Source organism: Micromonospora sp. RTP1Z1 (assembly GCF_033804685.1).
Lineage (GTDB): Bacteria > Actinomycetota > Actinomycetes > Mycobacteriales > Micromonosporaceae > Micromonospora.
The window spans coordinates 114836-141207 of sequence record NZ_JAPFQV010000005.1 but is presented as its reverse complement, the minus strand read 5'-3'; the positions used below and the strand labels follow the sequence as shown (position 1 = coordinate 141207).

The 26372-nt window shown below is 73.8% G+C and carries 27 protein-coding genes; 9 read left to right on the top strand and 18 right to left on the bottom strand.

Going from position 1 to position 26372, the window contains the following annotated elements; genetic code table 11:
* Positions 1–85: 85 nt before the first annotated feature.
* Positions 86–631 (top strand): N-acetyltransferase, encoded by a 546-nt coding sequence (locus SLP03_RS04720; RefSeq protein ID WP_319459263.1) that lies wholly within the window; start codon positions 86–88, stop codon positions 629–631.
* Positions 632–648: 17 nt separating this feature from the next.
* Here the strand turns inward: SLP03_RS04720 and SLP03_RS04715 are convergent, their stop codons facing one another.
* Together SLP03_RS04715 and SLP03_RS31515 are read right to left on the bottom strand one after the other, a co-directional pair.
* Positions 649–1884 (bottom strand): ATP-binding protein, encoded by a 1236-nt coding sequence (locus SLP03_RS04715; protein WP_319459262.1) that lies wholly within the window; start codon positions 1882–1884, stop codon positions 649–651.
* Positions 1885–2023: 139 nt separating this feature from the next.
* Entirely contained in the window at positions 2024–2443 is a 420-nt protein-coding gene (locus SLP03_RS31515) for a hypothetical protein (RefSeq protein WP_413644371.1), read from the bottom strand.
* 415 nt (positions 2444–2858) lie between these two features.
* Here SLP03_RS31515 and SLP03_RS04705 point away from each other — a divergent pair, with 415 nt between their 5' ends.
* Entirely contained in the window at positions 2859–3896 is a 1038-nt protein-coding gene (locus SLP03_RS04705) for an EamA family transporter (protein ID WP_319459260.1), read from the top strand.
* A 43-nt stretch (positions 3897–3939) separates the two neighbouring features.
* Here the strand turns inward: SLP03_RS04705 and SLP03_RS04700 are convergent, their stop codons facing one another.
* The 8 genes from SLP03_RS04700 to SLP03_RS04665 form a co-directional block, all read right to left on the bottom strand.
* Positions 3940–7131 (bottom strand): UvrD-helicase domain-containing protein, encoded by a 3192-nt coding sequence (locus SLP03_RS04700; protein ID WP_319459259.1) that lies wholly within the window; start codon positions 7129–7131, stop codon positions 3940–3942.
* 94 nt (positions 7132–7225) lie between these two features.
* The gene (locus SLP03_RS04695) at positions 7226–8488 is read right to left on the bottom strand and encodes a metallophosphoesterase (RefSeq protein WP_319459258.1); all 1263 of its coding nucleotides are present in this window, start codon (positions 8486–8488) and stop codon (positions 7226–7228) included.
* Positions 8489–8512: 24 nt separating this feature from the next.
* Positions 8513–8758: a MoaD/ThiS family protein gene (locus tag SLP03_RS04690; protein WP_319459257.1), complete on the bottom strand. Its 246-nt coding sequence runs from the start codon at positions 8756–8758 to the stop codon at positions 8513–8515.
* A gap of 3 nt (positions 8759–8761) precedes the next feature.
* A complete protein-coding gene (moaA, locus tag SLP03_RS04685; RefSeq protein ID WP_319459256.1) occupies positions 8762–9775 on the bottom strand; it encodes a GTP 3',8-cyclase MoaA in 1014 nt (337 codons plus the stop codon).
* A complete protein-coding gene (locus tag SLP03_RS04680) occupies positions 9772–10686 on the bottom strand; it encodes a fructosamine kinase family protein (RefSeq protein WP_319459255.1) in 915 nt (304 codons plus the stop codon). Before SLP03_RS04680 ends, moaA begins: the two co-directional genes overlap by 4 nt.
* Before the next feature lie 282 nt (positions 10687–10968).
* On the bottom strand, positions 10969–11505 hold the full coding sequence (locus tag SLP03_RS04675) for a hypothetical protein (RefSeq protein WP_319459254.1): 537 nt from the start codon (positions 11503–11505) through the stop codon (positions 10969–10971).
* Positions 11475–12482, bottom strand: coding sequence for a hypothetical protein (locus SLP03_RS04670; RefSeq protein WP_319459253.1), 1008 nt, complete (start codon positions 12480–12482; stop codon positions 11475–11477). The genes SLP03_RS04675 and SLP03_RS04670 overlap by 31 nt, the downstream gene beginning before the upstream one ends.
* Positions 12479–13708, bottom strand: a complete 1230-nt coding sequence (locus tag SLP03_RS04665; protein ID WP_319459252.1) for a tyrosine-type recombinase/integrase — start codon at positions 13706–13708, stop codon at positions 12479–12481. The genes SLP03_RS04670 and SLP03_RS04665 overlap by 4 nt, the downstream gene beginning before the upstream one ends.
* A 75-nt stretch (positions 13709–13783) precedes the next feature.
* Here SLP03_RS04665 and SLP03_RS04660 point away from each other — a divergent pair, with 75 nt between their 5' ends.
* The gene (locus tag SLP03_RS04660; protein ID WP_413644369.1) at positions 13784–14791 is read left to right on the top strand and encodes a DUF4192 domain-containing protein; all 1008 of its coding nucleotides are present in this window, start codon (positions 13784–13786) and stop codon (positions 14789–14791) included.
* 45 nt (positions 14792–14836) lie between these two features.
* Here the strand turns inward: SLP03_RS04660 and SLP03_RS04655 are convergent, their stop codons facing one another.
* Together SLP03_RS04655 and SLP03_RS04650 are read right to left on the bottom strand one after the other, a co-directional pair.
* Positions 14837–15091 (bottom strand): hypothetical protein, encoded by a 255-nt coding sequence (locus SLP03_RS04655; protein WP_319459251.1) that lies wholly within the window; start codon positions 15089–15091, stop codon positions 14837–14839.
* Between the two features lie 60 nt (positions 15092–15151).
* Positions 15152–15373, bottom strand: a complete 222-nt coding sequence (locus SLP03_RS04650; RefSeq protein ID WP_319459250.1) for a flavin reductase — start codon at positions 15371–15373, stop codon at positions 15152–15154.
* Between the two features lie 376 nt (positions 15374–15749).
* Between SLP03_RS04650 and SLP03_RS04645 the strand changes: the two genes are divergently transcribed.
* Positions 15750–15932, top strand: coding sequence for a hypothetical protein (locus SLP03_RS04645; RefSeq protein ID WP_319459280.1), 183 nt, complete (start codon positions 15750–15752; stop codon positions 15930–15932).
* A 16-nt stretch (positions 15933–15948) separates the two neighbouring features.
* On the opposite strand, the gene fdhD is transcribed toward SLP03_RS04645, so the two are convergent.
* The gene (fdhD, locus tag SLP03_RS04640) at positions 15949–16803 is read right to left on the bottom strand and encodes a formate dehydrogenase accessory sulfurtransferase FdhD (RefSeq protein ID WP_319459249.1); all 855 of its coding nucleotides are present in this window, start codon (positions 16801–16803) and stop codon (positions 15949–15951) included.
* Between the two features lie 80 nt (positions 16804–16883).
* Here fdhD and SLP03_RS04635 point away from each other — a divergent pair, with 80 nt between their 5' ends.
* The 3 genes from SLP03_RS04635 (at position 16884) to SLP03_RS04625 (ending at position 18982) form a co-directional block, all read left to right on the top strand.
* Positions 16884–17483 (top strand): molybdenum cofactor guanylyltransferase, encoded by a 600-nt coding sequence (locus SLP03_RS04635; RefSeq protein WP_319459248.1) that lies wholly within the window; start codon positions 16884–16886, stop codon positions 17481–17483.
* A complete protein-coding gene (locus SLP03_RS04630; protein ID WP_319459247.1) occupies positions 17480–17737 on the top strand; it encodes a DUF6457 domain-containing protein in 258 nt (85 codons plus the stop codon). Before SLP03_RS04635 ends, SLP03_RS04630 begins: the two co-directional genes overlap by 4 nt.
* A gap of 141 nt (positions 17738–17878) precedes the next feature.
* Complete coding sequence (locus SLP03_RS04625; RefSeq protein ID WP_319459246.1) at positions 17879–18982, top strand: T3SS (YopN, CesT) and YbjN peptide-binding chaperone 1; 1104 nt, start codon at positions 17879–17881, stop codon at positions 18980–18982.
* Between the two features lie 63 nt (positions 18983–19045).
* Here the strand turns inward: SLP03_RS04625 and SLP03_RS04620 are convergent, their stop codons facing one another.
* From SLP03_RS04620 to SLP03_RS04610, 3 genes are all read right to left on the bottom strand, one after another.
* Positions 19046–20002, bottom strand: a complete 957-nt coding sequence (locus SLP03_RS04620) for a zinc-binding dehydrogenase (RefSeq protein WP_319459245.1) — start codon at positions 20000–20002, stop codon at positions 19046–19048.
* Between the two features lie 158 nt (positions 20003–20160).
* Positions 20161–22071, bottom strand: coding sequence for a beta-propeller domain-containing protein (locus SLP03_RS04615; protein ID WP_319459244.1), 1911 nt, complete (start codon positions 22069–22071; stop codon positions 20161–20163).
* A 77-nt stretch (positions 22072–22148) separates the two neighbouring features.
* Entirely contained in the window at positions 22149–22607 is a 459-nt protein-coding gene (locus SLP03_RS04610; RefSeq protein ID WP_319459243.1) for an Lrp/AsnC family transcriptional regulator, read from the bottom strand.
* A 59-nt stretch (positions 22608–22666) separates the two neighbouring features.
* On the opposite strand from SLP03_RS04610, the gene ddaH reads away from it, so the two are divergent.
* Complete coding sequence (gene ddaH / locus SLP03_RS04605; RefSeq protein WP_413644354.1) at positions 22667–23500, top strand: dimethylargininase; 834 nt, start codon at positions 22667–22669, stop codon at positions 23498–23500.
* Between the two features lie 79 nt (positions 23501–23579).
* Here the strand turns inward: ddaH and SLP03_RS04600 are convergent, their stop codons facing one another.
* Positions 23580–24785, bottom strand: a complete 1206-nt coding sequence (locus SLP03_RS04600) for an ABC transporter substrate-binding protein (RefSeq protein WP_319459241.1) — start codon at positions 24783–24785, stop codon at positions 23580–23582.
* 47 nt (positions 24786–24832) lie between these two features.
* Positions 24833–25660, bottom strand: a complete 828-nt coding sequence (locus tag SLP03_RS04595; RefSeq protein WP_319459240.1) for an alpha/beta hydrolase — start codon at positions 25658–25660, stop codon at positions 24833–24835.
* Positions 25661–25745: 85 nt separating this feature from the next.
* Between SLP03_RS04595 and SLP03_RS04590 the strand changes: the two genes are divergently transcribed.
* On the top strand, positions 25746–26342 hold the full coding sequence (locus SLP03_RS04590) for a bacterial proteasome activator family protein (RefSeq protein ID WP_319459239.1): 597 nt from the start codon (positions 25746–25748) through the stop codon (positions 26340–26342).
* The last annotated feature ends 30 nt before the right edge of the window (positions 26343–26372 follow it).

The window sequence follows — 26372 nt, the reverse complement described above, 5'->3', positions numbered from 1 at the left end:
TCCGGCGGGGACTCCGGCGCGGCTTGGCACGCGGATTCGAGCGACCGTCGCGGATGGACCGGTCCGGCCCGGTAACGTCGCGCGGGTGACGACCCTGCGGCTCCGACCAGAGGACCCGGCGGACGAGGCGCCGGTCGCCCGGGTGCTGGCCGCCGCCTTCGCCCGGCCCGACGTGGCCAGCCCGCCCGAGGTGGGGCTGGTCGAGGAGCTGCGGCACAGCGACGCCTGGATCCCCGAGCTGGCCATGGTCGCCGAGCACGGCGGCGAGGTGGTCGGTTACGCGCTGCTGACCCGGGTCCGGGTCCGGTCGGACGGCGGCGCCGCGCCGGCGCTGGCGCTCGGCCCGGTGGCGGTCGCGCCGCATCGGCAGCGGATCGGGCACGGTATGGCGGTGGTACAGGCGGGGCTGGACGCCGCGACCGAGCTGGGCGAGCGGCTGGTGGTGGTGCTCGGCGACCCGGCCTTCTACCAACGCTTCGGCTTCACCCGCGCGGACCGGATGGGGCTGAGCAGCCCCTGGTCCGGGCTCGGGGAGCCCTGGCAGGCGCTGGTGCTGCCCCCCTCGACCAGCGACGGCGGCCCGCCGCCGCGCGGCGAGGTGGTCTTCCCGCCGCCCTGGTCCAGGGTCTGACCGGTCCGCCCGCCGGGTCAGGCCGGCTGGGTGCGCAGGTACCGGCCGAAGTGCGGGACGGTGAAGGCGACCGTCCCCCGCTCCCCGGAGTAGATCAGCCCCTTCTTGATCAGCGCGTCCCGGGCGGGGGAGAGGCTCGCCGGCTTGCGGCCGAGCGAGCGGGCGATCTCCGCGGTGGGCACCGCGGCGTCCATGTCGTCGCGCCCGCTCTCCTCCCCCTCGACCAGGGCGAGCGTCGCCATCGCCCGCATGTACTCGCGCTCGGCCGGGGTGGCCCGCTCGAACCGGGAGCCGAAGAAGCCGACGGCCAACTCCGCCTCCGCCTCCGGGGCGGCCACCCGGACGTCGGCGGCGGTGATCGGCGAGCGGGGGGCATGGTCCCAGGTGGCCTTCCCGTACGCCTGGACAAAGTAGGGGTAGCCACCGGACTTCTCGTAGAGCAGGTCGAGCGCCTTCTGCTCGTACTCGACCTCCTCGCGTTCGGCCGGCACGCAGAGCGCCTGGTCGGCGGCGATCCGGTCCAGCCGGTCGATCCGCTGGTACCGGAAGAGCCGCTCGGAGTACGACTTGGCGGCGCTGAGCACGGCCGGCAGGTGCGGCAGTCCGGCGCCGACCACGATCAGCGGCGCGCCGAGCTGCGACAGCTCGTGGCAGGCGGCGCAGAGCGCGGAGACGTCCTCCGCGCCGAGGTCCTGCATCTCGTCGATGAAGACCGCGATGCCGGTGCCCACGTCGGTGGCCACCGCCGCGGCGTCGGTGAGCAGCTCGACCAGGTCGATCTCGATGTCCCCGGAGTCGGCCCGGCCGCTGCTGGCCGGCACGTCGATGCCGGGTTGCCAGCGGTCGCGGAGCTTGGGTGCGGCCGCGCCGCGACCGGCCGGCGCGGACCGTTGGGCGAACGCCTTGAGCACGCCGAGGAAGCCCTCGATCCGGTCCGGCGCGCGGTGCCGGGGGGCGAGTTCGCGGACCGCCATGTGCAGGGCGGCGGCGACCGGTCGGCGCAGCGACTGGTCGGGGCGGGCCTCGATCTTGCCGGTGCCCCAGAGGTGGTTGATCGCCTGCGAGCGCAGAGTGTTCAGCAGGACCGTCTTGCCGACGCCGCGCAGTCCGGTGAGCATCAGGCTGCGCTCGGGGCGCCCCCGGGCGATGCGCTCCAGCACGACGTCGAAGACGTCCAGCTCCCGCCCCCGCCCGGCGAGCTCGGGCGGGCGCTGACCGGCGCCGGGGGCGTACGGGTTGCGGACCGGATCCACGCATCGCAGAGTATCGGGCCGTCTAGCTGCGGGGCTAGACATGGATAGATGGGCCTACCGGCGTGTTGGGACTGTCGAGACGAAACTAGGGCTGTCTAGCGTGAAAGCTAGACAGCCCTAGTTTTGCCTACGGGTGGGCTCAGCGCTGTTTGAGGCAGAGGACGAAGTCGAGGGTGTCCAGCTCGCTGTCGAAGAAGTACCAGTTGGTGTAGCCGTCCACCTTGGCGCACTTCGCCTGGGCGTCCTTCTCCCCGCTGGTCGCGCCGTCGAAGCGGCGCAGCACCTGATACGTCTTCGCGCCGCACTCGCTGATCAGCAGCTTCGGCTTGCCGCCGGCCGGGGCCTCGTTGCGGACGCACTGCCCCGCGTTCACGAACCGGGGATCCGCGGAGGACGCCGGCGCCGGCGCCGTGGTGGCCGGCTCGCTCGCCCCCGCCGACGGCTCGACGTCGGGGGCGGCCGGCTGGCTCGGCCCGGCCACCGGGGCCGCGTCGTCCCGGCCGAGCAGGTAGAAGGTGGCCGCGCCGCCGAGGACGAGCACCGCGAGCACGGCGAGCACCGCGAGTAGCGGACCCTTGCCGCGCTTCGGCGGGGGCGGCGGATCGGCGTACGGGTGACCGTCACCGACGTACGGCGGGGCCGGCGGGTAACCCTGCGCGGTCGGCTGGTACGGCGGGTACGCGGAGGGATAGTCGGGCTGCCGGGCCGGCTGCCCCTCCCACCCGCTCCCCGCCGTCGGCTCGTACCGCTGGGCGGGCGGCTCGCCCCACCCGCCGGGCTGCGCGTCGTACCGCGGGTCGGCCGGCGGAGCGTACGCGTCGTCGGGCCGCCGTCCACCCCACGGCTCCGAGGAGCCGCCGACCGGTGGTCCGAAGTTCGTCATGAACGCCCTCCTGCGTGCGCTGCGCCAGTGTTGAGAGGCCGGCCACCAACAGGGGACGCCGACGCAGTGGTCACCGTAGCGTGGTCCACCGATGAGCTCACGCCCCGCAAGTGCGACGCCCCCGGGATCCGGCCCCGTCCCCTCCCCGGGGACGGACCGGCAGGCCGTCGGTCACCCCGCGACCCCGGCCCGACCTGCGCTGATCTGGACCGCGCTGGTCCTGGTGTACGTGCTGTGGGGCTCCACCTACCTGGGCATCCGGATCGCCGTCGAGTCGCTGCCGCCGCTCACCTCAGCAGCCGGGCGGTTCGCCGCCGCCGCTCTGGTGCTGGCGGCGGTGCTGCGGATCCGGCGCGGTCCCGGCGCGCTGCGCGTGGACCGCCGGCAGCTCGGCTCGGCCGCGCTGGTCGGGGTGCTCCTGCTGGCTGGCGGCAACGGCGTGGTGGTGCTCGCGGAGTCCGGTCCGGCCGGTGTCGCGGTGCCCTCCGGCATCGCCGCGCTGCTGGTGGCGAGCGTCCCGCTGCTGGTGGTGCTGCTCCGTACGCTCGGCGGCGACCGGCCCCGACTCTGGACCTTCGCCGGGGTGACCCTGGGCTTCGTCGGCCTGGTCCTGCTGGTGCTCCCCACCGGCGGTTCGGGGGCCGTGCCGCTGGCCGGTGCGCTCACCGTGGTCGTGGCGGCCACCTGCTGGTCCGTCGGCTCCTTCCTCTCCGGACGCCTCCGGATGCCGGCCGACCCCTTCGTGGCCACGGTCTACGAGATGGCCGCCGGCGCGGTGGCGCTCGCCGTGACCGGCGCCGTACGGGGCGAGTTGCGCGGCTTCTCCCCGGCCGAGGTGACCGGCCGCTCCTGGGCGGCGCTGGCGTACCTGATGGTGGCCGGTTCGCTGGTCGCCTTCACCGCGTACGTCTGGCTGCTGCACCACGCGCCGATCTCCCTGGTCGCCACGTACGCCTACGTCAACCCGGCGGTCGCGGTGGCGCTCGGCGCACTGCTCGCCGCCGAGCCGGTCACCGCCCGGGTGCTGCTCGGCGGGGCGGTGATCGTCGCCGGGGTGGCGCTGGTGGTGACCACCGAACGGCCGCGCCCGCCGGTGGCCGGGACAGCCCCGGAGCCGGCCCGCCGGTAACCCCGGTCCGCAGCCGCCGACCGCCAGCTGCCGCGCCACCCGCTCAGATCAGGCGAAGCTGGCGGTCCTTGGGGCGGCGGGGCTCGGCGTCGCCGAAGCGTTCGAACAGGCCCGGGTCGATCACGTCGAGGAACGGCGACGGCCGGCACTCCCGTTCCGCGCCGTGCCGGACCCGGCGGGCGGCGTGGCTGACGTACAGCCGGTCCTGGGCACGGGTCAGGCCGACGAATAAGAGCCGACGCTCCTCGGCCAGCGCGTCGTCGTCCGGCTCCGCGCCGGGCCAGCGCAGCGGCAGCAGCCCGTCCTCCGCCCCGACCAGGAAGACCACCGGGAACTCCAGCCCCTTCGCCGCGTGCAGCGTGAGCAGGGTGACCGCCTCGGCGCGCGGGTCGAGCGCGTCCACCTCCGCGCCGGTGGCCAGCTGGGCGAGGAACAGCTCCAGGTCGTCGCCGCACCGGCGGGCCAGCGGGGTGAGCAGGTCCACCGCCGTCCGGACGTCCTCGGGGCGTACGGCGCCGGTGCCGCCGTCCAGGGTGGGCGTGGCGAAGCGCTCCGCCAGCACCTGCCCGGCCAGCCGGACCCGAGCGGCCAACGAGCCGTCGAGGCCGCCGGCGTGCCGCAGCTCGCGGGCGATCGCCATCACCCCTGGGCGGTCCCGCAGCCGGTCGTGCGAGCGCTTCTGCACCGGGATGTTCGCCCGGGTGAGCGCGTCCACGATCGGTGCGGCCTGCGCGTCGGTCCGGTAGAGCACCGCGATGTCGGAGAAGGACAGGCTGGTCGACCGGCCGTCGATCCGGCCCGAGTCGAGCGACCGGTGGGAGAGGCCGCCCACCAGCTCGTCGATGGTGCGTACCACGAAATCGGCCTCGTCGGAGACGGAGGCCGCCGGGTAGCGACCGACCAGCGGGGCCTCCGGGTCGAGCCGGGCCGGGTCCAGCCGGCGGCCGCGGACCAGCGACGACGGCGCGATGGCCTGCACCGCAGCGGCCAGGATCGGCGCCGACGAGCGGTAGTTACGGTTCAGCCGGACCAGCCGGGCGTCGGTGAAGTCCTGCGAGAAGCGCAGGAAGTAGCCGACGTCGGCGCCCCGGAACGAGTAGATCGCCTGGTCCGGGTCACCGATCGCGCACAGGTTGCCGTCGGCGGGGCTGAGCAGCCGCAACAGCTCGTACTGGACGGCATCCACGTCCTGGTACTCGTCGACGAAGATCCACCGCCAGCGCTCGCGGTACTCGCGCACCAGCTTCTTGTCGGCCTGCAGCAGCGCGACCGGCAGGGTGAGCAATTCGTCCAGGTCGACCAGATCCCGCTTGCGCAGCAACCCGGTGTAGCGGGCCGCGTCGTCCCCGGCCTCCGCGCGGGCCACCGCCCGGTCCGCGTCGTCGGCGATCCGGAATTCCGCCGGCAGGCCGGCCGCCGCGGCGTTCTCCCGCAGAATGCTCAGGCCCAGCGAGTGGAAGGTGCCCACGGTCACGTCCTCGGCCACCGGGCCGAGCAGACCGTCCAGCCGGTGCCGCAGCTCCTCGGCGGCCCGCCGGGTGAAGGTGATCGCCAGGCACTGCTCGGGAAAGACGTTCAACTCCGCGCAGAGGTAGGCGATCCGGTGGGTCAGCGTCCGGGTCTTGCCGGTGCCCGGGCCGGCCACGATCAGCAGCGGACCGCCCGGCGCGGAGGCGGCCACCCGCTGCATCGCGTCCAGCCGGTCCAGCAGGCCGGTGCCGACCTCCTCCATGCCGGCGAGCATCGGCTCGAACGGCTCGTGCGGGGAGGGCGCCGGCGCGATCGGCGGGGGCGGGGCGGCCTTCCGCTTCGGCTCCGGCCGGGGCGCCGCCGGGCGCTTGGCCTTCGGCTTCGGCGCCGGCTCCGCGGGCCGTCGCTGCGCCGGCACGGGTACGTCGAAGAGCGTCTCCTGCGCTCCGGAGGCGCCGCCACCGCCCAGCTCGGCGGGGTCGAAGAGGGTGATCACGCCGTACTCGCCGTCGTAACCCGGCACCCGGCGCACGTCGCCGCGGCGCAGCCGGGAGATGCCCTCGGCGAGCAGTTCGCCGCCTACCCGGCCGACCTCGTCCAACGGGGTGGCGGTGAGGATCTCCAGCTCCGGGCCGAGCGTGGCCACCAGCTCGTTGAGCTTCCCCTCGACCTTCTTCGACCGGGCGCCCACCTTGTTGATCTCGCCGAGGATCTCGCCCAGCGGCACCAGATGGGTGACCGGGCGGGCGTGCGCCGGCCGGTGCCCCTCGGGACGGTCGGCCAGCTCCTCGACCCGGCTCAGTACGCCCACGGTCAGCGGCTTGCCGCACTCCGGGCAGCGCCCGCCCGCCTCCCGGGTCCGCTCCGGCGACCAGTTCACACCGCAGAGCCGGTGCCCGTCGGCGTGGTATTTGCCCTCTTCCGGGAAGAACTCGATCGTCCCGGCCAGCCCGTCGCCGGTCCGCAGCGCCTCCCGCATCGCGAAGTAGTCCCGAACCGAGTTCAGGACCGTGGCCTCCCGGGCCAGCGCGGGCGGCGAGTGCGCGTCGGAGTTGGAGACGAGCTGGTAGCGGTCGAGGCTGCCGACCCGCCAGTTCATCTCCGGGTCGGAGGAGAGACCGGTCTCCACCGCGAAGATGTGCTCGGCCAGGTCGGCGTAGCAGTCGGCGATCGCGTCGAAGCCGGACTTCGAACCGAGCGCGGAGAACCACGGGGTCCAGATGTGCGCGGGGACCAGGTAGCCGTCCGGGCTGGCCTCCAGGGTGATCTCCAGCAGGTCCCGGGAGTCCAGGCCGAGGATCGGGCGGCCGTCCGAGCCCAGGTTGCCGATCCGGCCGAGCGCCGAGTTGAACCGGGCCACCGCGTCCAGGTCGGGCAGGTAGATCAGGTGGTGCACCTTGCGGGTCCGGTCGTCCCGCTTGTAGATCGTGGAGATCTCCACGCTGAGCATGAACCGGACCGGGTCCGCCTCCGCCGCGCTCGCCAGCCGGGGCGGCAGCCGACGGGCGATGTCCTGCTCCGCCTCCGGGCTCAGCCGGTACAGGCCCGGCTCGGCCGGGTGCAGGGTCTCGCGGAGGTGGTCGTACCAGGCGGGGTGGGTGAAGTCACCGGTGCCGAGCACGCCGATGCCCTTGCGCCGGGCCCACCAGCCGAGGTTCGGCAGGGTCAGGTCACGGCTGCACGCCCGCGAGTACTTCGAGTGGATGTGCAGATCCGCGACGAATGGCGGGAGGCCACCGGGGGGTGCGGCGCTGAACGGAGGCACGCCGCATCCTGTCACGGCCGGTGCACCGCCCGCCCGCCGCCACGCGTACGCGTGACCTGAGCAATCCGGTGCCGGACTGCGCCGCTCCGGCGCGCTATGGGGCGCGGAGCTCGACCAGGGTGATCTGCGGCGCGGCGCCGACCCGGACCGGCGGGCCCCAGAAGCCGGCGCCGTTGGTGACGTAGACCTTGGTGCCGTCCACCTCGCCGAGGCCGGAGACCACCGGCTGCTGGAGCTTGACCAGGTAGTTGAAGGGCACCATCTGGCCGCCGTGGGTGTGCCCGGAGAGTTGCAGGTCGACCCCGAACTTCGCCGCCTCCAGCGCGGCCACCGGCTGGTGCGCCAGCAGCACCACGGGCCGGCTCGGGTCGCGGTCGCCCAGCGCGGCGGCGTAGTCGGCGGGGGCGGCCAGCCCGGTCCCGGCCGCGGTGACGTCGTTCACCCCGGCCAGGTCCAGCACGCCGCCCCGGGCGCGGATCTCCTGCCGCTCGTTCTGCAACACCCGCAGCCCCAGCCGGTCCACCTCCTGGACCCACTCCTCAACGCCCGAGTAGTACTCGTGGTTGCCGGTCACGAAGAAGCTGCCGTAGCGGGAGCGCAGGTCACGCAGCGGCTCCGCCGCCTCGCCCAGCTCCGCCACCGAGCCGTCGACCAGGTCGCCGACGACGGCCACCAGGTCGGCGTCCATCCGGTTGATCATCTCGACGATCCGCTCGGTGTGCGCCCGCCCGCGCAGCGGCCCGAGGTGGATGTCGGAGACGGTGGCGATCCGCAGGCCGTCCATGCTGCGCGGGAGCTTTGCCAGCGGGATCCGTACCCGGTCGAGCTGCGGCGGGCCCATCGCGGTGCGGACGCCGTACCCGGTGATCCCGGCGGCGGTGAGGCCGGCGAAGATCGCGGCACCGCGCGCGAGCAGCAACCGCCGCGCCGGGTCGTGGTCCGGCTGGCCGGCCGCCGCGGCGGCCGGCGGATCCGCGGGGCCGGCGGCCCCGACCAGCGCGGGCTCCGGCTCTGCACCGACCAGCGCGGGCTCCGGCACAGCGGCGGTCGGCTCGGCGACCATCGCCCGGCGGCGCAGCACCAGCTTCGTCACCGCCATCGGCACTTCCAGCACCAGCAGCAGCACCAGCAGGTAGAACATCACCGCCAGCCAGAGATAGCCGGGCCAGGCCAGCCAGTACGCCCCGCCGCGGGTCCCCGCCATGGTCGCCGGCACCAGCAGCGCCAGCACCAGCGCGGCGACGCCGCCGGCCTTCCGCCAGCGACCGGGAACGGTGGTGTCCCGGACCAGCCGCTTCCACAGGTAGAGGTGGATCAGGGCGGTGACGAGCACCGCGAAGCCCACGAAGGTCGCCATCGCCAGCACCTGAGCTGAGCCTCCTCAGCCACCGGCGAACGGCGGCAGCACGTCGACCGTCACCCCGGCGGGCAGCGGTACCCGACGATCATGGCAGGCCACGCCGTCGACCAGGAAACTCGCCGCCCGCAGCACCGCGGCGAGCCGCTCGCCGTGCCGCTCGCCGAGTTCACCCACCAGTTCGTCCAGCGAGCGCCCGGCGGATGCGGTCTCCTCGGTGCGGCCGGCCGCCGCCCGGGCGCCGGCGAAGTAGCGGACGGTGAGCTCCACCGGTCAGCCGCCGATCGCCGACATCGGCCGGACGGGTTGCAGGAACGTCGGGTCGTCGATGCCGTGTCCGGCGCGCTTGCCCCACATCGCCGTACGCCAGCGGCGGGCCAGCTCGGCGTCGTCCGCGCCGTCGCGCAGCGCGCCGCGCAGGTCGGACTCCTCGGTGGCGAAGAGGCAGGCGCGTACCTGGCCGTCGGCGGTGAGCCGGGTGCGGTCGCAGTCGCCGCAGAACGGCCGGGTCACGCTGCCGATCACCCCCACCTTGGCGGGACCGCCGCCGACCAGCCAGGTCTCGGCCGGCGCGGCGCCCCGCTCGGCCGGATCGGGCGTCAGGGCGAACTCGCGGGCCAGCGAGGCGAGGATCTCGTCGGCGGTGACCATCGTCGTCCGGTCCCAGCCATGCTGGGCGTCCAGCGGCATCTGCTCGATGAAGCGCAGCTCGTAGCCGTGGTCGAGGGCGAAGCGCAGCAGCTCCGGCGCGTCGTCGTCGTTGACCCCGCGCATCAGCACCGAGTTGATCTTGACCGGGGTCAGTCCGGCCGTCGCCGCGCCGGCCAGCCCGGCGATCACGTCGTCGAGCCGGTCCCGCCGGGTCAGCTCCGCGAAGCGGGCCCGGTCCAGGGTGTCCAGCGAGACGTTCACCCGGTCCAGGCCGGCGGCCCGCAGGCTCGGCGCCAGTCGCGCCAACCCGATGCCGTTGGTGGTCAGCGAGATCCGCGGTCGGGGTTCCAGCGCCGCCACGGCGGCCACGATGCCGACCAGCCCGGGCCGGATCAGCGGCTCGCCGCCGGTGAAGCGGACCTCGGTGACGCCGAGCTCCTGCACCGCGATCCGGACCAGCCGGACGATCTCCTCGTCGCTGAGCAGCTGCGGCCCGGCCAGCCAGGGCAGCCCCTCCGCCGGCATGCAGTACGTGCAGCGCAGGTTGCACTTGTCGGTCAGCGAGACCCGCAGGTCCCGGGCGACACGGCCGTACCGGTCAACGAGGACCCCGTCGGTCGTGGGGGCGGCGGTCACCTGTCGACGGTAGCGCGTCCGGCCCACCGCAGCGCGGCTCGGGCGGCGGTGCCGACCGCATCCCGGTACGTCGCGCCGAACAGGGCGGTGTGCACCAGCAGCAGGTGGAGCTGGTGCAACGGCACCCGCTCCCGCCAGCCCTCGGCGAGCGGCCACGTCTCGTCGTAGGCGGCCAGGATCCGGTCCAGGTGGGGTGCGCCGCCGAAGAGGGCGAGCTGGGCCAGGTCGGTCTCCCGGTGCCCACCGTGCGCCGCCGGATCGACCAGCCACACCCGGTCGTCGGCAGCCCAGAGCAGGTTGCCCGGCCAGAGGTCGCCGTGGATCCGGGCCGGCGGCTCGTCCCCGCCGAGGTCGCCGATCCGACCGATCAGCTCCTCGACCAGCCCGGCCTCCGCCTGGCTCAGCGCTCGGTTGTCGACCGACATCCGCAGGTAGGGCGTGAGCCGGCGGCGCGCGAACCAGTCCGGCCAAGGGCCCGGGTCCGGGGTGTTGTCCTGCGGGAGCGCGCCGATGAAACCGGGCCACTCCGCCCCGAACGCCGGTGCCCCGGCCCGGTGCGCCCCGGCCAACTCGCGGCCGAACCGCTCGGCGGCCTCCGGCGTCGGCTCGCCGGGCTCCACCCAGTCAATCGCCAGCAGCTCCGGCAGCGCCACCACCACCTCCGGTACGGCCACCGCGCCGGCCTCGCGCAGCCAACGCAGCCCGGCCGCCTCGGTGGCGAAGAAGTGCTCCGGAACCGGTCGTCCCGCCGTCTCGGGCCAGGTCTTGGTGAAGACCGAGTGCCCGTCGTCCAGGGTGAGTCGGGAGGCGGCGCAGCTGTCACCGCCGGCGACCGGCGTCTCCCGGATCCGCTGGTGGGTCAGGAACGTCGGCAGGTGCTCCGGGTGCGTCCGCAGGTACGCCAGGTCCATGAGCGCAAGGTAGCCGCTGCCACCGACCAACGGGTGCCACGTCGCTCTTCCGCTGCCCGCGAATCGCCGTCACCTGCACCGATACTCTCCGTGTCTGTGGACAACCCGCGTGTCGTCCACAGGGCCTGTCGGCCGCGCACCGGTCCGCCGCACGCTCCCCGCATGACACCGACCGACCGCCCCCGCCTCGCCGTCCGCTCACCCGCCGACCTCATCGCCGCCGTGCCGTACCTGCTCGGCTTCCACCTTTTCCGGACCACGAAGTTTGTCGATACGTCAGGGTCAGGTACCTCGGATGATGGGGATGCCGAGGAGGGTGGGGCCGCTGCCGGCGGCCCGCCGGTCAAGGCTGACCAGCTTCGTCTGCGCCTCGTTGAGGCTGACTTGGAGTCCTTGGACCTCACCGAGCCAGCCGTTGCGTTTGGCTTCGGTGATCCGGTCCGCAAGGTTGCGGATGATCTCGACGAGGCGGGGACGCTGGTTGTGATCAACGCGCAGGAGCGGGCAGCGAATGCAGGAGTGTTCGTGGCGGCAAGGCGACCCGTAGGGCCGCGCGCAGGTGCCGAGTTCGACCTTGCGCAGCTCGAAATGCTGCTGGAACTCCAGCCATTCGGCGTCGGTCGGCTCGCGGTATTCGGCGGCGGGACGGATCGCTCGACGCTGCTTGCTGCGGCTGGTGCCGTCGGTGTCGCCGCGGCGAACCGGGCAGGGCGCCGCCCAGGCGGCCCAGAACGCGTCTTCGGTGGCCCACTCGGCGATGTCGAGGTAGAAGGTGCGCACCTGCCCCATCACGTCGAAGCGGCTGCGCCGTTCCCGCACCTGCCCGTCCTTGCGGGTAACGGTGAGCAGGCCCAGCCTCCATGCCTCGGCGACCCGGCCGGCAGGTGCAGCGTGTCCAGGCCGGGGTGCAGCCGTTCGATCTCGACCCAGAACGTCCCGGCGAGGCTGGACGCCAACGATCGCAGCGTGCTGTAGTCCACGCCGGTGCGCCGCTCGTCCAGGTAGCGGATCAGCATCTGCCGGATCTTGGCCGACTGGATCGGATACCGGTCGACCAGTTGCAGGGTCGTCTGCGGTCCGCGGCGCACATGCTGGCGCATGCTGCTGTCGGCGGGCAGCACCCCGATCGCGCGCAGCAGGTCCCAGGCCAGGACGGTCCCGGTCGGGATTGGGTGCCTCCGGCCGCTGCAGGCCGCCCGGTAGTCGTCGAAGTCGTCGCTGGTCAGCTGGTCGACGCCGCGACCGGTGTGCAAGACCATCTTGGCGATCGTGACCCGCGCGTCGTCGTATTGGTGGTCGTTGGCGCCCAACTCGATGGCGGCTTGCTTGAGCGGGGTGAACGTGTCCGTTCCGGCTGCGGCGATCATCTCGGCGATCAGCGTGCCCGGTTTGTAGTGCTGGAAGAAGCCGTAGCCGGGCCGCACCACCCGGTTGAGCAGCAGGCTGCGAAGCCCGGCGGTCACCTCGGCGCGCTTGCACCCACGGGTCCTCGGATCGTCGGCAACGAACCCGTCGACCCAGCCGAGGCCCTCGTCGCCGTCGGCGTTGCGCCACCGCTCTTGCCATCCCGAGCCGGCGTTGCCGCTGAGCCACTGCAGCACGACCGCAGCCCCACGCAGTTGCCGGCGACGCTCCGACACCGACGTGGGAAACGCCGGATGCGTCGGCAACAGCGCCAGCACCTGCCCGGCGGGCAGCAGATCGGCGGGCCCGGCCGCGGGTTGCCGGGGCGTCGGCACGTCGTGCGATGCGCTTTGGCGCCCGCTCTGGGCCGTCAGCGTTGCCAGGGCCGTCATCGTGGCTCACCACCGAAGAGCACGTGCAGGTCCTCGGCGTCGTAGCCGACCCGCACGGCCGGCGTCGGTGGGGGCGGCTGGTCGCGGGCCGCCAGGTGCTCGACGATCCGCTCGATCACGGCCTCCTCGTCTTCGACCAGGTAGATGTCGGCGGTCGTGGACAGGTGCATGTGGCCGAGGATCACCTGGACGTCGCGCAGCGACAGCCGCTTGTCGCGAGCCATCCGCAACGCGCACGTGTGCCGCAGATCATGCATCGTCCAGTTGCTGCCCAGCTGCTGGTTCGCCCGACGCAGCACCGCCCGCAACGCGTCGTAGGTCAACGGCTGGTGCGCCAGGCCCCGCCCGTGGTCGCGGCGACGCCGGGTCTGCCAGACCACCTCGTCCCCGGACACGGTGACGGCCTCGGCGAGGTAGAGCCGCAGCCACACGAACGCGTCCGGGCTGGCCGGCAGCCACTGCTCCGCGCCGCTGCCCTTGCGCCTGACCCGCACCAACTGGTCACCCCAGTCCAGGTCACAGCAGCGGACCCCGAGCAGTTCCCCGGCCCGAGCGGCGTTGCTGATCGCCAGCGCCAGCAGCGCCCGGTCCCGGTTGGACCGCAACGCGGCGAAGAGATCCAGCCACTGCGCATCGCTCATCGCGCGGGGCCGTTGCTTGGGCAACCTTGGGTTGTAACGGATACGACCCTCCGCCCGGTAGGGCTGCATCGGGTTGTGGTGAGCGTTGGGCCGGCCACCCCGCGCCCGCTGCAACGCCACCGGGTTGACCAGCGGGCCCTCGCCCAGCTCGATCCAGTACACGTAGAAACTGCGGACGATCGCGTTGCTGTGCCGCACCGTGCGAGGCCCATACCGGTCGTCCAGATGCCGCTTGCCGGTAACCGGGTTCACCGTCCCGGCCGTCGCGGCCGACGCCACCCGCGGCGAGTTGCGGTACTTCGTCGCCTGACCGAGCCACAGCACCAGGTCACGCACCTCCGCCGAGGTCGCCCTGTCCCACTCGACACCCACCACCCGCAGCCACCGCCACCAGCGCAGCAGCGCGTACGCGTAACTACGCACGCTGCCCGACCGGTTCCCCCGCGCCACGAAGTCGCGCAAGAACACCCGGATCGGCTCGACCGGCACGCCGCCGTCGTCGACCACCAACCACGGAACTACGCCCTCGGAGGCAACGACATGACCCCACCTCGGCAACACCCCGACCGACAGGTCCCGCTCCACCCGACCAACCTCCCAAACCCGCCATCAGCAGCAACCAGCAGCAGTCGTACAGGCACACAGCCGTCCGCGGCGTCGCTGAGCGCGGCGTGTCGTTCCGTAGTCCGGTCAACAGACCCCACCGACAGCGTCGTCGTGGTGGCGCTGCGCGGCCGACAGGTCGTCTTCGCTGCCCGTGGCGACCTGCCCGACCCCGGCGCCGATCCCCGTCCACCGGCCCGACACCTGGCCGAGGTCATCGCCCGCCAGGGCACCGACTCGGCCACCGTGATCGGCTACGGACCGGCGTCCCGGGTGACCGGGGCGGTGGACGCGGTGGGCGAGGCGCTGGACGCCGCCGGGGTGTTCGTCCTCGACGCCCTGCGAGTGACCGGCGGGCGCTGGTGGTCGTACCTGTGCGTCGAACCCGACTGCTGCCCGCCCGACGGCACCCCGTACGACCCGGCGGCCAGCGAGGTCAGCGCGGCGGCCGTCTTCGCCGGTCAGGTCGCCCTCCCCGACCGGGCCGCGTTGACCGCGCAGGTGGCCCCGCTCGACGGCCCGATCCGGGTGGCCATGCGCCGGGCCACCACCGGGGCCCGCCGGCGGCTGACGGCGCTGACCGAGGAGGCGGCGGAGACCGCCCTGGTCGGCGGCCGGTCGGTGCGGTCGGCCGGGGTGGCCGCGGTTCGCACCGCGTTCCGCCGGCACCGGCGGGGCGAGCGGCTGAGCGACGACGAGGTGGCCTGGCTGACCGTGCTCCTGACCGAGCTGCCGGTTCGCGACCACGCCTGGGAGCGGACCGACGGGCGGGACGGCGACATCGGCCTCTGGACCGACGTGCTGCGCCGGGCCGAGCCGGAGCTGATCGCCGCCCCGGGTAGCCTGCTCGCGTTCGCCGCCTGGCGGGCCGGGCACGGCGCCCTGGCGGCGGTGGCGCTGGAACGGGTGCTCGCCACCCGCCCCGACTACTCCCTCGCGTTGCTCCTCGACGACCTGCTCCGGCGCGGCGTGCCCCCGTCCCAGCTGGACGGCTGGCCGGCCGTCGGCCAGCCCGGTGTGATCCGCCGACGGCCGCGCCGGCGTCTCAACCGCCGGCGCATCTGACCGCTGTTCAGTTGCACCATTCCGACCACTGTAGGGGTGTGCCGGTCAGGCCGTTCCCTGGTCTGGGGCGTCGTGCTGGCGGTTCATGCCGCGCGTGATCGCGGACTCGATACGCATCAACAAGCCGCCGAACAGAAGCATCCCGCCGAGCAGGAGCCCCACCTCGGCACGAGGCATCTGCCAGCCGACCACGATGGCCACCGCTCCCGCGAGTGCCGCGAGGGTGCCTACAGCGCCGACGATGACGCCATGTCCGGGCGGTGGGGGTGCTGGATCCGTTGGATTCGATCTCGTGATCATTTGCGGCAGTGTAGGGAGCTGTCACGGCCGCCGACGCCCTGCCGTCCCGTCGTGATTTGGTCAGCCCCGGGCTCGGGCCCAGCCGATGAATCGGTCGGTCAGGTCGGCGGGCGAGCCGCCGCCGCCGAGTTGCCCGAGCTGGTCGCGGGCCTCGGCCAACTGGCCGGACAGGTACAGGATCAGGGCCGTCCGATTTCCCTCGTACTCGGCGAGCAGCGACAGCCGGGCCGGGCCACACGGCCAGGGCTGGCCGCAGTTGCGGCACATCCAGAGTGGGCGCATCGGAAGGTGGGGGCGGGAGGGGCGGCTCACCACCGGCCCCCGTTCGCCCACCAGGTCTGGGCCGGGGTCAACCAGCCGGCCCGGCCGACCTGTGGGCAGGCGATGGTCTGGGCGTTGTCGATCCAGCGGGCACGGTTCGGCGGCTCGGCGGGGGCGGGGCGGTAGCGCCGATCCGGGCAGGGCCACCGCAAGCCGCACACACAGCATCGGGACCACCAGTGTCGCCGCCTGTGCACGAGGTTCGATGGAATTGGCTGCGTGGCTGCTCGCTTACCCATACTGCTATGTTGACCCGTGACAACTGCATAGGTCAAGAGCGCGCAGCATCTTGCGCCGTGACCTGCTGACGGGTGCCTACGGTCGGCTTGTGAAGTTGATGGGCGCACACGAGATCCGGATGCGGCTTGGCGGCATCAGCCGCCAGCGCGTCTACGCGATCACGTCGCACCGCTCGTTCCCGACCCCCGTCGCGGAGTTGCAGCAAGGCAACGTGTGGCTCGCGGAGGATGTCGAACGGTGGATTCGCGAGCACCGGCCGGAGTTGGCCGACGAGGAGTAGCGGGTCCGGCCCAGCCTCACTCGATGATCCGCTCAACGCCCGCGTAGACGTTCATGGTCCGGCCGCGTAGGAAGCCGACCAGGGTCATGCCGGCCTCCTCGGCCAGCTCGGCGGCGAGGGTGCTGGGCGCGGAGACCGCCGCGAGCAACGGCACGCCGGCCATCCACGCCTTCTGGGTCAGCTCGAAGCTGGCCCGGCCGGACACCAGCAGCAGGAGCCCGGCCAGCGGCAGCCGCCGCTCCCGCACCGCCCAGCCGACCACCTTGTCGACCGCGTTGTGCCGACCCACGTCCTCGCGCAGCACCACCAGCTCGCCGTCGGGGGTGAAGAGGCCGGCCGCGTGCAGGCCGCCGGTCCGGTCGAAGGCCCGCTGGGCCGCACGGAGCCGGTCTGGCAGCGCGGTCAGCAGCTCCGCCGGCACGGTCAACGGGTCGTCCCGCACCGCGAAGAGCGAGCGGGTCCGTATCGCCTCGATGCTCGCCTTGCCGCAGACCCCGCACGAGCTGGTCGTGTAGAAGTTGCGGGACGGATCGGTGGCGGGCTCCGGCACGCCCGGGGCCAGCACCACGTCAACCACGTTGTAGGTGTTCGGCGTCTCCGCCCCGGCGCAGAGCTGGGCGGTGTGCACGTCGTCGGTGGACCGGATCAGCCCCTCGGTGAGCAGGAAGCCGATCGCCAGGTCCAGGTCGTCGCCGGGGGTACGCATGGTGACCGCGAGCGGCCGCCGCCGGCCGGGCCCTGCCGGGCCGACCCGGATCTCCAGCGGCTCCTCGACGGCCAGGGTGTCCTGACGCTTCACCCGGGTGCGTCCGTTCGCCGCCGCGTCGAGGTCGATCCGGAGCACGCCCCGCCGATCAGTCGCCCGTCCCATCCCGCCATCCTGCCCCGCCCGGCCGCACGTCCGCACGGCGACGGCGGCCGGGTGAGGACCCGCCCGGCTACGGTGGCCGGGTGACGGCGTACGCGGCGGTGGTGCTCGCGGGCGGCGCGGCGCGCCGGATGGGCGGCGTGGACAAGCCCGCGCTCCCGGTCGGCGGCCGGCCGATGCGGGACGGGGTGCTCGCGGCGGTCGCCGACGCCAAGCCGCGGATCCTGGTCGGTCCGGCCGGCCCGGTCCCGGAGGGCGTCCGGGTGACCCGGGAGGACCCACCGGGCGGTGGCCCGGTGGCGGCCACCGCGGCAGGGCTGGCCCTGCTCGACCCCGGTACGGCCACCGTCGCCCTACTCGCCGCCGACCTGCCGCTGCTCACCGCCGGCGCGGTCGATGACCTGCTGCGCCAGCTCGCCGGGTCGACGGTCGACGGGGCCTGCTACGTCGACGGCGACGGTCGCCGGCAGCAGCTCTGCGGGGTGTGGCGGGTCGGCGCGCTGCGGGCCGCCCTGGACCGGCTCGCCGCGCGGCGGGGCGGCACCCTCGACGGGGCTGCGGTGCGGGCGCTGCTGGCCGGGCTCACGGTGCGGGAGGTCGCCTGGTCCGGCTCCGGCCCACCGCCCTGGTTCGACTGCGACACTGACGAGGACGTACGCCGCGCCGAGGAGTGGACACGATGACGGTGATGGACGACTGGGTGACGGCGGCCTGCGCCGAGTTGGATCTCGACCCGGCTCAGGTGTCGGTGCCGGTCGTGCTCGACCTGGCCCGGGATGTGGCCCACCAGGTGCTGCGTCCGGGCGCGCCGGTGGCCGCGTACCTGCTGGGGCTCGCCGTGGGGCGGGGCGCCGATCCGGCCGGGGCGGCGTCCCGGCTCAGCGAGCTGGCCGCCACCTGGCCGGTCGAACTCGACGGCACCAGCCCGGCCGGCTAACTCAGGCCCGGCGATCCGGGCCCCGCCGACCGGATCCCGCAGGTCGCGGCGGATCTTCGGCGGGCCGTTGTCCGATGCCGGTCGGCCTGATTCGGCCCCCACCGTCCGTGGGTAGGGTGACCATGACGGACGGAGGCGATCATGACGGCAGACCACCCCTCGGCGTCGACCGATGACCGCGCCGGCGACGCGCCGGAGCAGTACGAGTCGATCCTGCTGGACGAGCCGACCACGGCCGACCTGCGGGCGAAGGTGACCGAGGCCTGGCGGGAGTTCGCCCGCGCGCTGGCCGACCGGCTGCGGGCGCTGCCCACCGGCGCGCACGTGGAGCTGACCCTGGACCCCACCGCCTCGGGCACCGGGGACGCCATCTACTCGATCAGCGTCGACGTCGGCGCGGACGGTGGGCTCGCCGCGCGGGCGGTCGGCAACGCCACCCTGCCGCAGGGCTACTGGCTGGACCGGGCCGCCGTGGCCGACATGATCGCGCTCGGCTGGTCCCCGCCCGGTGTGGTCGAGGGCTCGGGCGCCCAGTTCGGCCTGGGCTGCGCCGCCGCCGAGTCCACCCGGCTCGCGGCGGTGCTCTCCCGGACCCTCCGCGACGTCTACGGCGCGCCGCACCCCGCCTTCCTCGTCTATCTGGTGCACGACGCCGAGGGGGAGCCGCTGCCGGTGGAGCCCATGGGCACCGCGCGCGGCGAGTCCGGTCCGGACCGGGACATCGAGTCCGATCTCGACGAGGCGCTGGCCGCCGCGGCGACCGCCCAGGCCGGCGGGAACGACGTGCTGGCGCTGGAGGAGCGGGTCCGCACGGTCGTCTCCACCATGCTCAAGTCCACGTCCGACCAGTTGCAGGTCGACTCGGACGGCGACATCAACATCCGGGCCGGCTCCGCCATGGTCTTCGTCCGGGTACGCGACAACCCGCCCCTGGTCGACGTCTTCTCCCCGGTGCTCACCGAGGTCGAGCCGACCGAACGTCTCTACGTGAAGCTCTCCGAGCTGACCAACCGGATGCCGATCGGCCGGCTCTACTGCGCCGACGACACGGTCTGGGCCTCGATCCCGGTCTTTGGCCGGAACTTCCAGGCCACCCACCTGATGCTCGCCGTTCAGGTGATGACCGGGCTGGCCGACGAGCTGGACGACCGGCTGCACGGCGAGTTCGGCGGCAAGCGCTTCTTCGGCGAGGGGGACAAGCCGTCCCGCGCGCAGGGCGAGCCCCGCACCGGCATGTACCTCTGACGGCCCACCGCCGCCCGCAGGCGGCGAGGCCGCAACTCCGGGCGGAGCCGCCACTACCCGTGGTTAGTGGAGGTCGAGGAGGGTCTTGCCGACGGTGGCCCGGGACTGGATCGCGGCGTGCGCCTCGGCCGCCCGGTCCAGCGGGAAGCGCTGCCCGATCAGCGGTCGCAGCCGCCCGGCCGCAGCCTCGGCCAGCGCCTGTTCGGTGAACGCGCGCAGCGCCGCCGGGTCGCTGGTCGGGCGGAGCAGGGTCACTCCCCGGGTCGCCGCGAGGTCGGCGGGAAGCTCGGCCCAGGCGCCGCTGGCCAGCCCGAAGCTCAGCATCCGCCCGCCCGCTTCCAGCAGGTCGAACGCGGCCCGCGCCAGTGGACCGCCCACCCCGTCGAAGACCACGTCCACCCCGCCGGTGGCCGACCGGACCTGGTCGGCCCAGTCCGGCTGTCGGTAGTCCACCACCACGTCGAGGCCGCGCTCGCGCAGCAGGGCGACCTTCCGCGTGCCCCCGGCGGCGGCGACGACCCGCGTACCGGCCGCCGCCGCGAGCTGCGCCAGCAGGGTGCCGACGCCGCCCGCCGCGGCCTCGACCAGCACCCGCTCGCCGGGCCGTAGGTGCGCCGCGTGCACCAGCATGGTGGCGGTACGGCCGTCGGCGAATACCGCGACCGCCTCGTCCAGTGGCAGCCCGGCGGGCACCTCGATCGGGAGTTCCCGGTCCACCACCACCCGCTCGGCGTAGCCTCCCGCGCCGCCGGTCCCGCTGACCACCCGCCGTCCGACCAGTTCGGGGTCGACGCCGGGACCTACGGCGGCGATCACACCGCCGACCCCGTTGCCGGGGATCAGCGGCGGCACGGCGGCGAACGGCCCGAAGCCGGTCGCCCGGAACATGGTCTCCACGAAGGTGAGGTTGGCGTGGGCCACCTCGATCAGCACCTGTCCCGGTCCGGGCACCGGATCGGGCGCGGGCCCCGGCACCAGCACCTCCGGACCCCCGAACTCCCGCAACCACACCGCGCGCACCCGTCCCCCTTCCGCAGACCCGCCTCCACCCAACAGCCTCAACCAGGGTTGAGGTCAACCGTCGCCGTCGCCGTCGCCGTCGCCGAGCGGGAATGGGACGGCGGGTGGGGTCCGGAAGCCGGGCGGCTCCGGCCCCCACCCGCCGGGGGAGGGAGGTGTCAGGTCCAGGGCAGCCAGGCGAGGCGGCGTGTGGTGGCCGGGTCGACGACCGTCAGACCGGCGTCGGAGACGGTCCACAGCCGGCCGTCAACCAGCAGGGACCGGGTGGCGGCGACGCCCTGCGGCGGTGCGACCGTGCCGAGGTCGGTGATCTCCCGGTCGGTCACGGTGAGCAGGCGGACGCCGCCGGTGTACAGCGGCAGCGCCACCAGGCCGGTCGCCGGGTCGAACAGGAAGGCGTGCGGGTCGAACTCCGCCACCGAACCGCCGCCCGGTACGTGGTCCCGGGCCAGCCGGGCGGGCCGGGCCGGGTCGTGGACGTCGAAGAGCGACACCTGGAGGCCCTGCGCCCGACCTCGGTCGTCCGCCTCCTGGCCGATGCCGAGCAGGCGGTCGCCCGGTACCGGGTGCAGGTACGCCGACCAACCGTTGATCTTCAGTTCGCCGGTGCGCCGGGGTGCGGCCGGGTCGGTCAGGTCGAGCGCGTAGAGCGGGTCGGTCTGTCGGAAGGTCACCACGTATCCGGTGCCGCCGAGGAAGCGCACGGAGTAGATCCGTTCGCCCCGGCCGAGGCCGTCGACCCGGCCGGTCTCCGTCAACCGGTCGCCCCGCCGGGCGAGCACGTGCACGGCCGACTCGGTGGCCCCGGCGGCCCCCGGCCCCGTGCGGGTGGTCGCCACCCGCAGGTGGCCCTGCCACTCGGAGAGGGCGTACTGGTTGAGCAGCGATCCGGGCACGCTGCCGGCGGCGAGGTACCGGGGACGGCCCGGGCCGCCGGTGTCGAACTGATAGATGTCGGTGTGCTCCGCCTCCGGACGGCGGATCCCGGCCCACCCGGGCCGCCAGCCGGTGCCGTTAGCGCCAGCGAGGTAGAGGCTGCCGCCGGTGCCGTAGACGGTGTCGGCGTCCGAGGCGACGGTGACCGGGTCGCCGTCCCCGAGGCGACCGGCGCCGAGGTCGAAGCTGAGCACGGTCAGCAGGGCGGTGCCGGCGGTGGCGGCCGGGCGGCTGACCCGGTCGCAGCCGACCCGGCCGGCGTGGCGTTCCCCGCCCGCCGTCCAGCTGTAACGGGGCAGCCAGGCGTCGAGGCCGGCCCTGGCGATCACCGCCCGGTTGGCGGCGGTCCGCTCGGCGTCGGTGCGCCGCTCGTCGTACGGGAAGGAGAGCCGGGGTTGCGAGCGGACCACGACCCGGGCCGTCGAACCGCTCTGCCGCGCGTCCAGCAGGCTCCCCTCGATCCGGTACGTCCCGACGACCGTGGGCCGCGCGGCCAGGTCCACCAGCAGCAGGCGTGGCCCGGCGGGACCGGCCGGGCGGTCGGGGCCGGCCGGGCGGTCGGCCGCGGGCTCCACCTCGGGCGCGGCCGGCCGGACGAGCACCAGGGCCCGGTCTCCGTGCAGCAGCAGGGTGCTCTCCGGCCACCAGCGGCCCGGCTCGTCCGCGGCGAGATCGAGCTGCCCGGTGACCTTGCGGGTGGCCGCGTCCATCACCCGCAGGACGCCCCCGGTGACGACGACGATCCGCCGGCCGTCGGTCTTCACCAGGTCCGGCTCGTCCGCACCAGGCTCGTGGCTGTTGGTGGTGGAGTGCTCCGGCGCCGCCGACCCGGCCACGGCGGCGCCGTCCGGCCGCGCCGCTTCCGCCCGCGCGGCGATGCCGGCCGGCCCCGCCACGTCACCCACGACGCCGGTACGCCAACCCGGGCCGAAGCCCCACGGTCCGACGGCGGCGGTGGCGGCGGCGCGTAGCCCGGCCAGCGCCTCCGCGCAGGAGTCGTACCCGACGAGCCGGGGTGCGGCGGGGGGTGGCGCCGGCTCGGGCGCCGCCGGCCGGGGCGCGACGGCGCTCCCGGCGAGCAGGGTCAGGGCGAGCAGCGTGCCGGTCGTGGCGTAGGCGGTCACCGGTCTCATGCGCGCTTGGACGCCGGCCCGCGCCGCCCGGTTCCCGGTCCGCTTGCGACGGGGTGACGGCCGTACCTGCGGGACGGTCAGCGGCCGGAGGGGCCGACGCCGGGCGATTCGACCAGCCGGGAGAGGACGATGGTGCTGCGGGACGAGGTGACGAAGGACTCGGCCCGCAGTCGTTCCAGCGCCTCCTCCAGGTGGCTGATGTCGGCGGCCCGCAGGTGCACCAGGGCGTCCGCCTCCCCGGAGACGGTGTACGCGCCGACCACCTCGGGGTGTCGCCGGGCGGCCGCCCCGATCTGGGCCGGGGTGGTGCGGCCGGCGCAGAACAGCTCGACGAAGGCCTCGGTGGTCCAGCCGACGGCGGCCGGGTCGACGACCGCGGTGAACCCGCGGATCACCCCGGTCGACCGGAGTCGGTCGACCCGTCGCTTGACGGCGGGGGCGGAGAGTGACACCCGGGTGCCGATGTCGGCGTACGAGGCGCGGGCGTCCGACACGAGCAACGCAATGATTCGCTGGTCAACCGCGTCTATCTGCAACGTTCCGCCTCTGGGAAGCAATGGTTGTGGCTGTTACCAAGGTTAAAGGCTACCTACTCTTGGTGACCGTGAACCAGCAGCGAGTCCCGCGAAAGCGGACATATCTCATGTGCTCGCCCGAGCACTTCGCGGTCGAGTACGCCATCAACCCGTGGATGGACGTCACCGCGCCGGTCGACGCGGAGCTGGCGGTCAAGCAGTGGGACCGCATGCGGGAGACGCTCGTCGGCCTCGGCCATGAGGTGCACCTGCTCACCCCCGAGGCCGGGCTGCCCGACATGGTCTTCGCGGCGAACGGCGCCTTCGTGGTGGACGGCACCGTCTACGGCGCCCAGTTCAAGCACGAGCAGCGGGCCGCCGAGGCCGCCGTGCACCGGGCGTTCTACGAGTCGCAGGGCTGGCGGTTCATCGCGCCGAGCGAGACCAACGAGGGTGAGGGCGACTTCGCGTACCTGCCGGACGCGCACGGCGGCCTGATCCTCGCGGGGCACGGTTTCCGCACCGAGCTGCCGGCGCACGCCGAGGCGCAGGAGGCGCTCGGCCGCCCGGTGGTCTCGCTGCGCCTGGTGGACCCGCGCTTCTACCACCTCGACGTGGCGCTCGCCTCGATCGACGACGCCAACGTCGCCTACTACCCGGGCGCCTTCTCGGCGGCCAGCCAGAAGGTGCTCGCCCAGCTCTTCCCGGACGCGGTCGTCGCGGACGACGAGGATGCCCTGGCCTTCGGTCTGAACCTGGTCAGCGATGGCGCGAACGTGGTGCTGAACAGCGAGTCGACCCGGCTGGCCGGCAAGCTCAAGGCGGCCGGCTACACCCCGGTCCCGGTCGAGCTGGCCGAGCTGAAGAAGGGCGGCGGCAGCGTGAAGTGCTGCATCGCCGAGCTGCGCCCCTGAACCCGCACGGTCGCGCACCACGCGAGCGACGGGCCGGCCTCCCGCAGGGGAGGCCGGCCCGTCGGCGTACCGGGGTGGCTCAGCCGAGCGTGGCCAGCTCGTTGACCACGACGTTGGAGAGCAGCTGGCCGTCGTACTGGACCCGGCGCAGGTACCAGGTCTGCTGCGGGGTACGCGGCTGGTTGAACTGCCAGGGCCCGCGCGGGCTGTCGATCTGGCCGATCTTGCCCAGCGCCAGGTTGACCTGTTGCGAGGTGGGGGTCCCCCCGACCAGCCGGAGCGCCTTGTCGAGCACCTGGGCTGCGTCGTAGGAGGCCATCGCGTAGGTGGTCGGGGAGGCGAAGTACGTCTTGCGGTACGCCGAGGCGAACACCCGGTTGGCCGTGTTGTTGAGGTCGGCCGAGTAGTTGAGCGCGGTCTCGATGCCGTACTTCTCGATCGACTTGCTCTCGTTCTCCAGCTCGCCGAGGACCGAGCCCTCGGTGAGGAACCCGGGGGCGTAGATCGGGCCGCGGTAGCCCTCGTCGTAGAGCTGCTTGACGAACCGGACCGCGGCCTTGCCGGCATAGTGGCAGAAGATCACGTCGGGTCGGCTGCCCAGCGCCCGGCGGATGGCGTCGACGTACTCCCCCTTGCCCGGGTTGGCCTTGTCGTCGGTGAGAATCGGCTCGCCGGCGAGGCGGCGACCGTTCACCTCGTAGGCCTTGCGGAAGCCGTCGATGACGTCCCGGCTGCCCGGGCTGTCCGGGGCGATGACGGCGACCCGGCTGGTGGGGGGAAGCTTCTCGTGGAGGTACTTACCGAGCGCCCGACCGGGTTCGTCGAGCACGTACGAGGTGCGCCAGATGTAGACGACGCTCTGCAGGCTGGTCGGGGAGGCGTTCGACCCGATCAGCGGAACCCGGGCCTGCTCCACCTTGTCCCGGATGCCCAGCATGACGGCGGAGCTGACCACGCCGGTGAGCGCGAGGACGCCCTCCTTGAGTAGGCGGTCGACGGCGGCCTGGCCGCTCGTGGCGTTCTCGCCCTCCTCGGCGGTCACCAGCGTCACCGGGTGCCCGCCGAGACGTTCGCCGTTGAGCTTGAGGAAGAGATGGAAGCCGTTGGTGATCTCGTCGCCGATGGCCTTGTTCGCGCCGATGCCGGGCGCGATGAGCCCGATCTTGATCGGGCTGCCGGGGCCGGCGGACGCGCTGTCGGAGTCGGAGCCGCAGCCGGCCGCCAGTCCGCTGGTACCGAGCGCGGCCAGCAGTTGAAGTGCCTGCCTGCGGTTCATCTGCGACACCGATTTCCTTCCAAATGCGTTGCTGGGCTCATCGCCCCTTCGGCGTTCTACCTGGTCGGCGACGCTGCGTCAATGCCCTGAAGATCATAGTGCAGGGACCGCAACGCATCGACCACGCGTGGCCAGGCCGCGGAGTCCGGCGCGATCAGCCCGAAATGCTCGCATTCGGGCAGCTCGATGAGGGTGGCGGGAGCTCCGGAGGCCCGGGCCGCAGCGACCCAGGAGCGGCTCATTCCCACCGGCACCTGGCGGTCCTGGGTGCCGTGCACCACTACGCTCCGTATCCGAATGGGCACCAACACCGAGGGATCGGCCGCCGCGTACCGGTCGGGTACGTCCGCCGGTCCGCCGCCGAGCAGCGCGGCCACCGCCCCCGAGTCCAGATCCAGCCGGTACGCCTCGGCGAGGTCGGCGACCGGGGCCAGCGCCAGCACGCCGCCGACCGTCGCCGGAGCGTGCGCCGCGACGTAGAGCGCCAGGTGGCCGCCGGCCGAGTGACCCACCAGGATCGGCGGTACGGGAGCCACCCGGCCCGGCATCGCCGCGGCGGCCAGCCCGGGCAGCGCGGCCACCCCGGCCAGCACGTCGGTCAGCGTGTGCGGCCAGCCCCCATCGGGCTGGCCGGTGCGCCGGTACTCGACCTGGGCGACCGGGTGGCCGAGCGCGGCGAGCGCCGCGGCCATCGGGCCGGTGTGGCTCCGGTCGTACTCCGCCCGCCAGAACCCGCCGTGCACCACGACGACCAGCGGCCGGGCCGGGCCGTCGCCGGCGGGCCGGCGCAGGTCGGCGACCTGCTCGGGGTGGTCGCCGTAGGCGACCGTGGCGTCCGGCGCCGGGGCGGGCCGGGTCAGCACGGCGCGCGGATCTGCGGGCATGACCGAGACGGTAGCGCGCCCCGGCCGGGTGGTTCGGGCTCGGGACCTGGTCCCGCCGCGCGTGGGTGGCGGGCGCTGGGTAAAGATGGGACCCATGACCGAAGCGCCTTCCGCTGGACAGGACGACGAGCAGGGCACCGACGGGATCCCCGGCACCGTGGTGGTGGTCGGTCCGGACGGCCGGCCGGTCGGCACCATGCAGACCGATGAGGGGCAGGGCGAGGACCCCACCCGTCTGGTCGAGCAGCCGGCCAAGGTGATGCGGATCGGCAGCATGATCAAGCAGCTGCTGGAGGAGGTGAAGGCGGCGCCGCTCGACGACGCCAGCCGGCACCGGATGCGCGAGATCCACGAGCGCTCGATCGTCGAGCTGAAGGAGGGGCTCGCCCCCGAGCTGCGCGAGGAGCTGGAGCGGATCTCGCTGCCCTTTGCCGAGGACAAGGCGCCCAGCGAGAGCGAGCTGCGGATCGCCCACGCCCAGCTGGTCGGCTGGCTGGAGGGGCTGTTCCACGGCATCCAGGCGGCCCTGGTAGCCCAGCAGATGGCCGCCCGGGTGCAGCTGGAGCAGATGCGCTCCGGCCGGCAGGCGTTGCCCAGCGGCCCCAGCGGGGTCATGCCGGGGATGCCCGGCATGGGCCAGCCGCAGGGCGGCGAGGGGCACGGCACCGGCCAATACCTCTGACCGGGCCGGGCGCCGACACGCAGGCGGGCG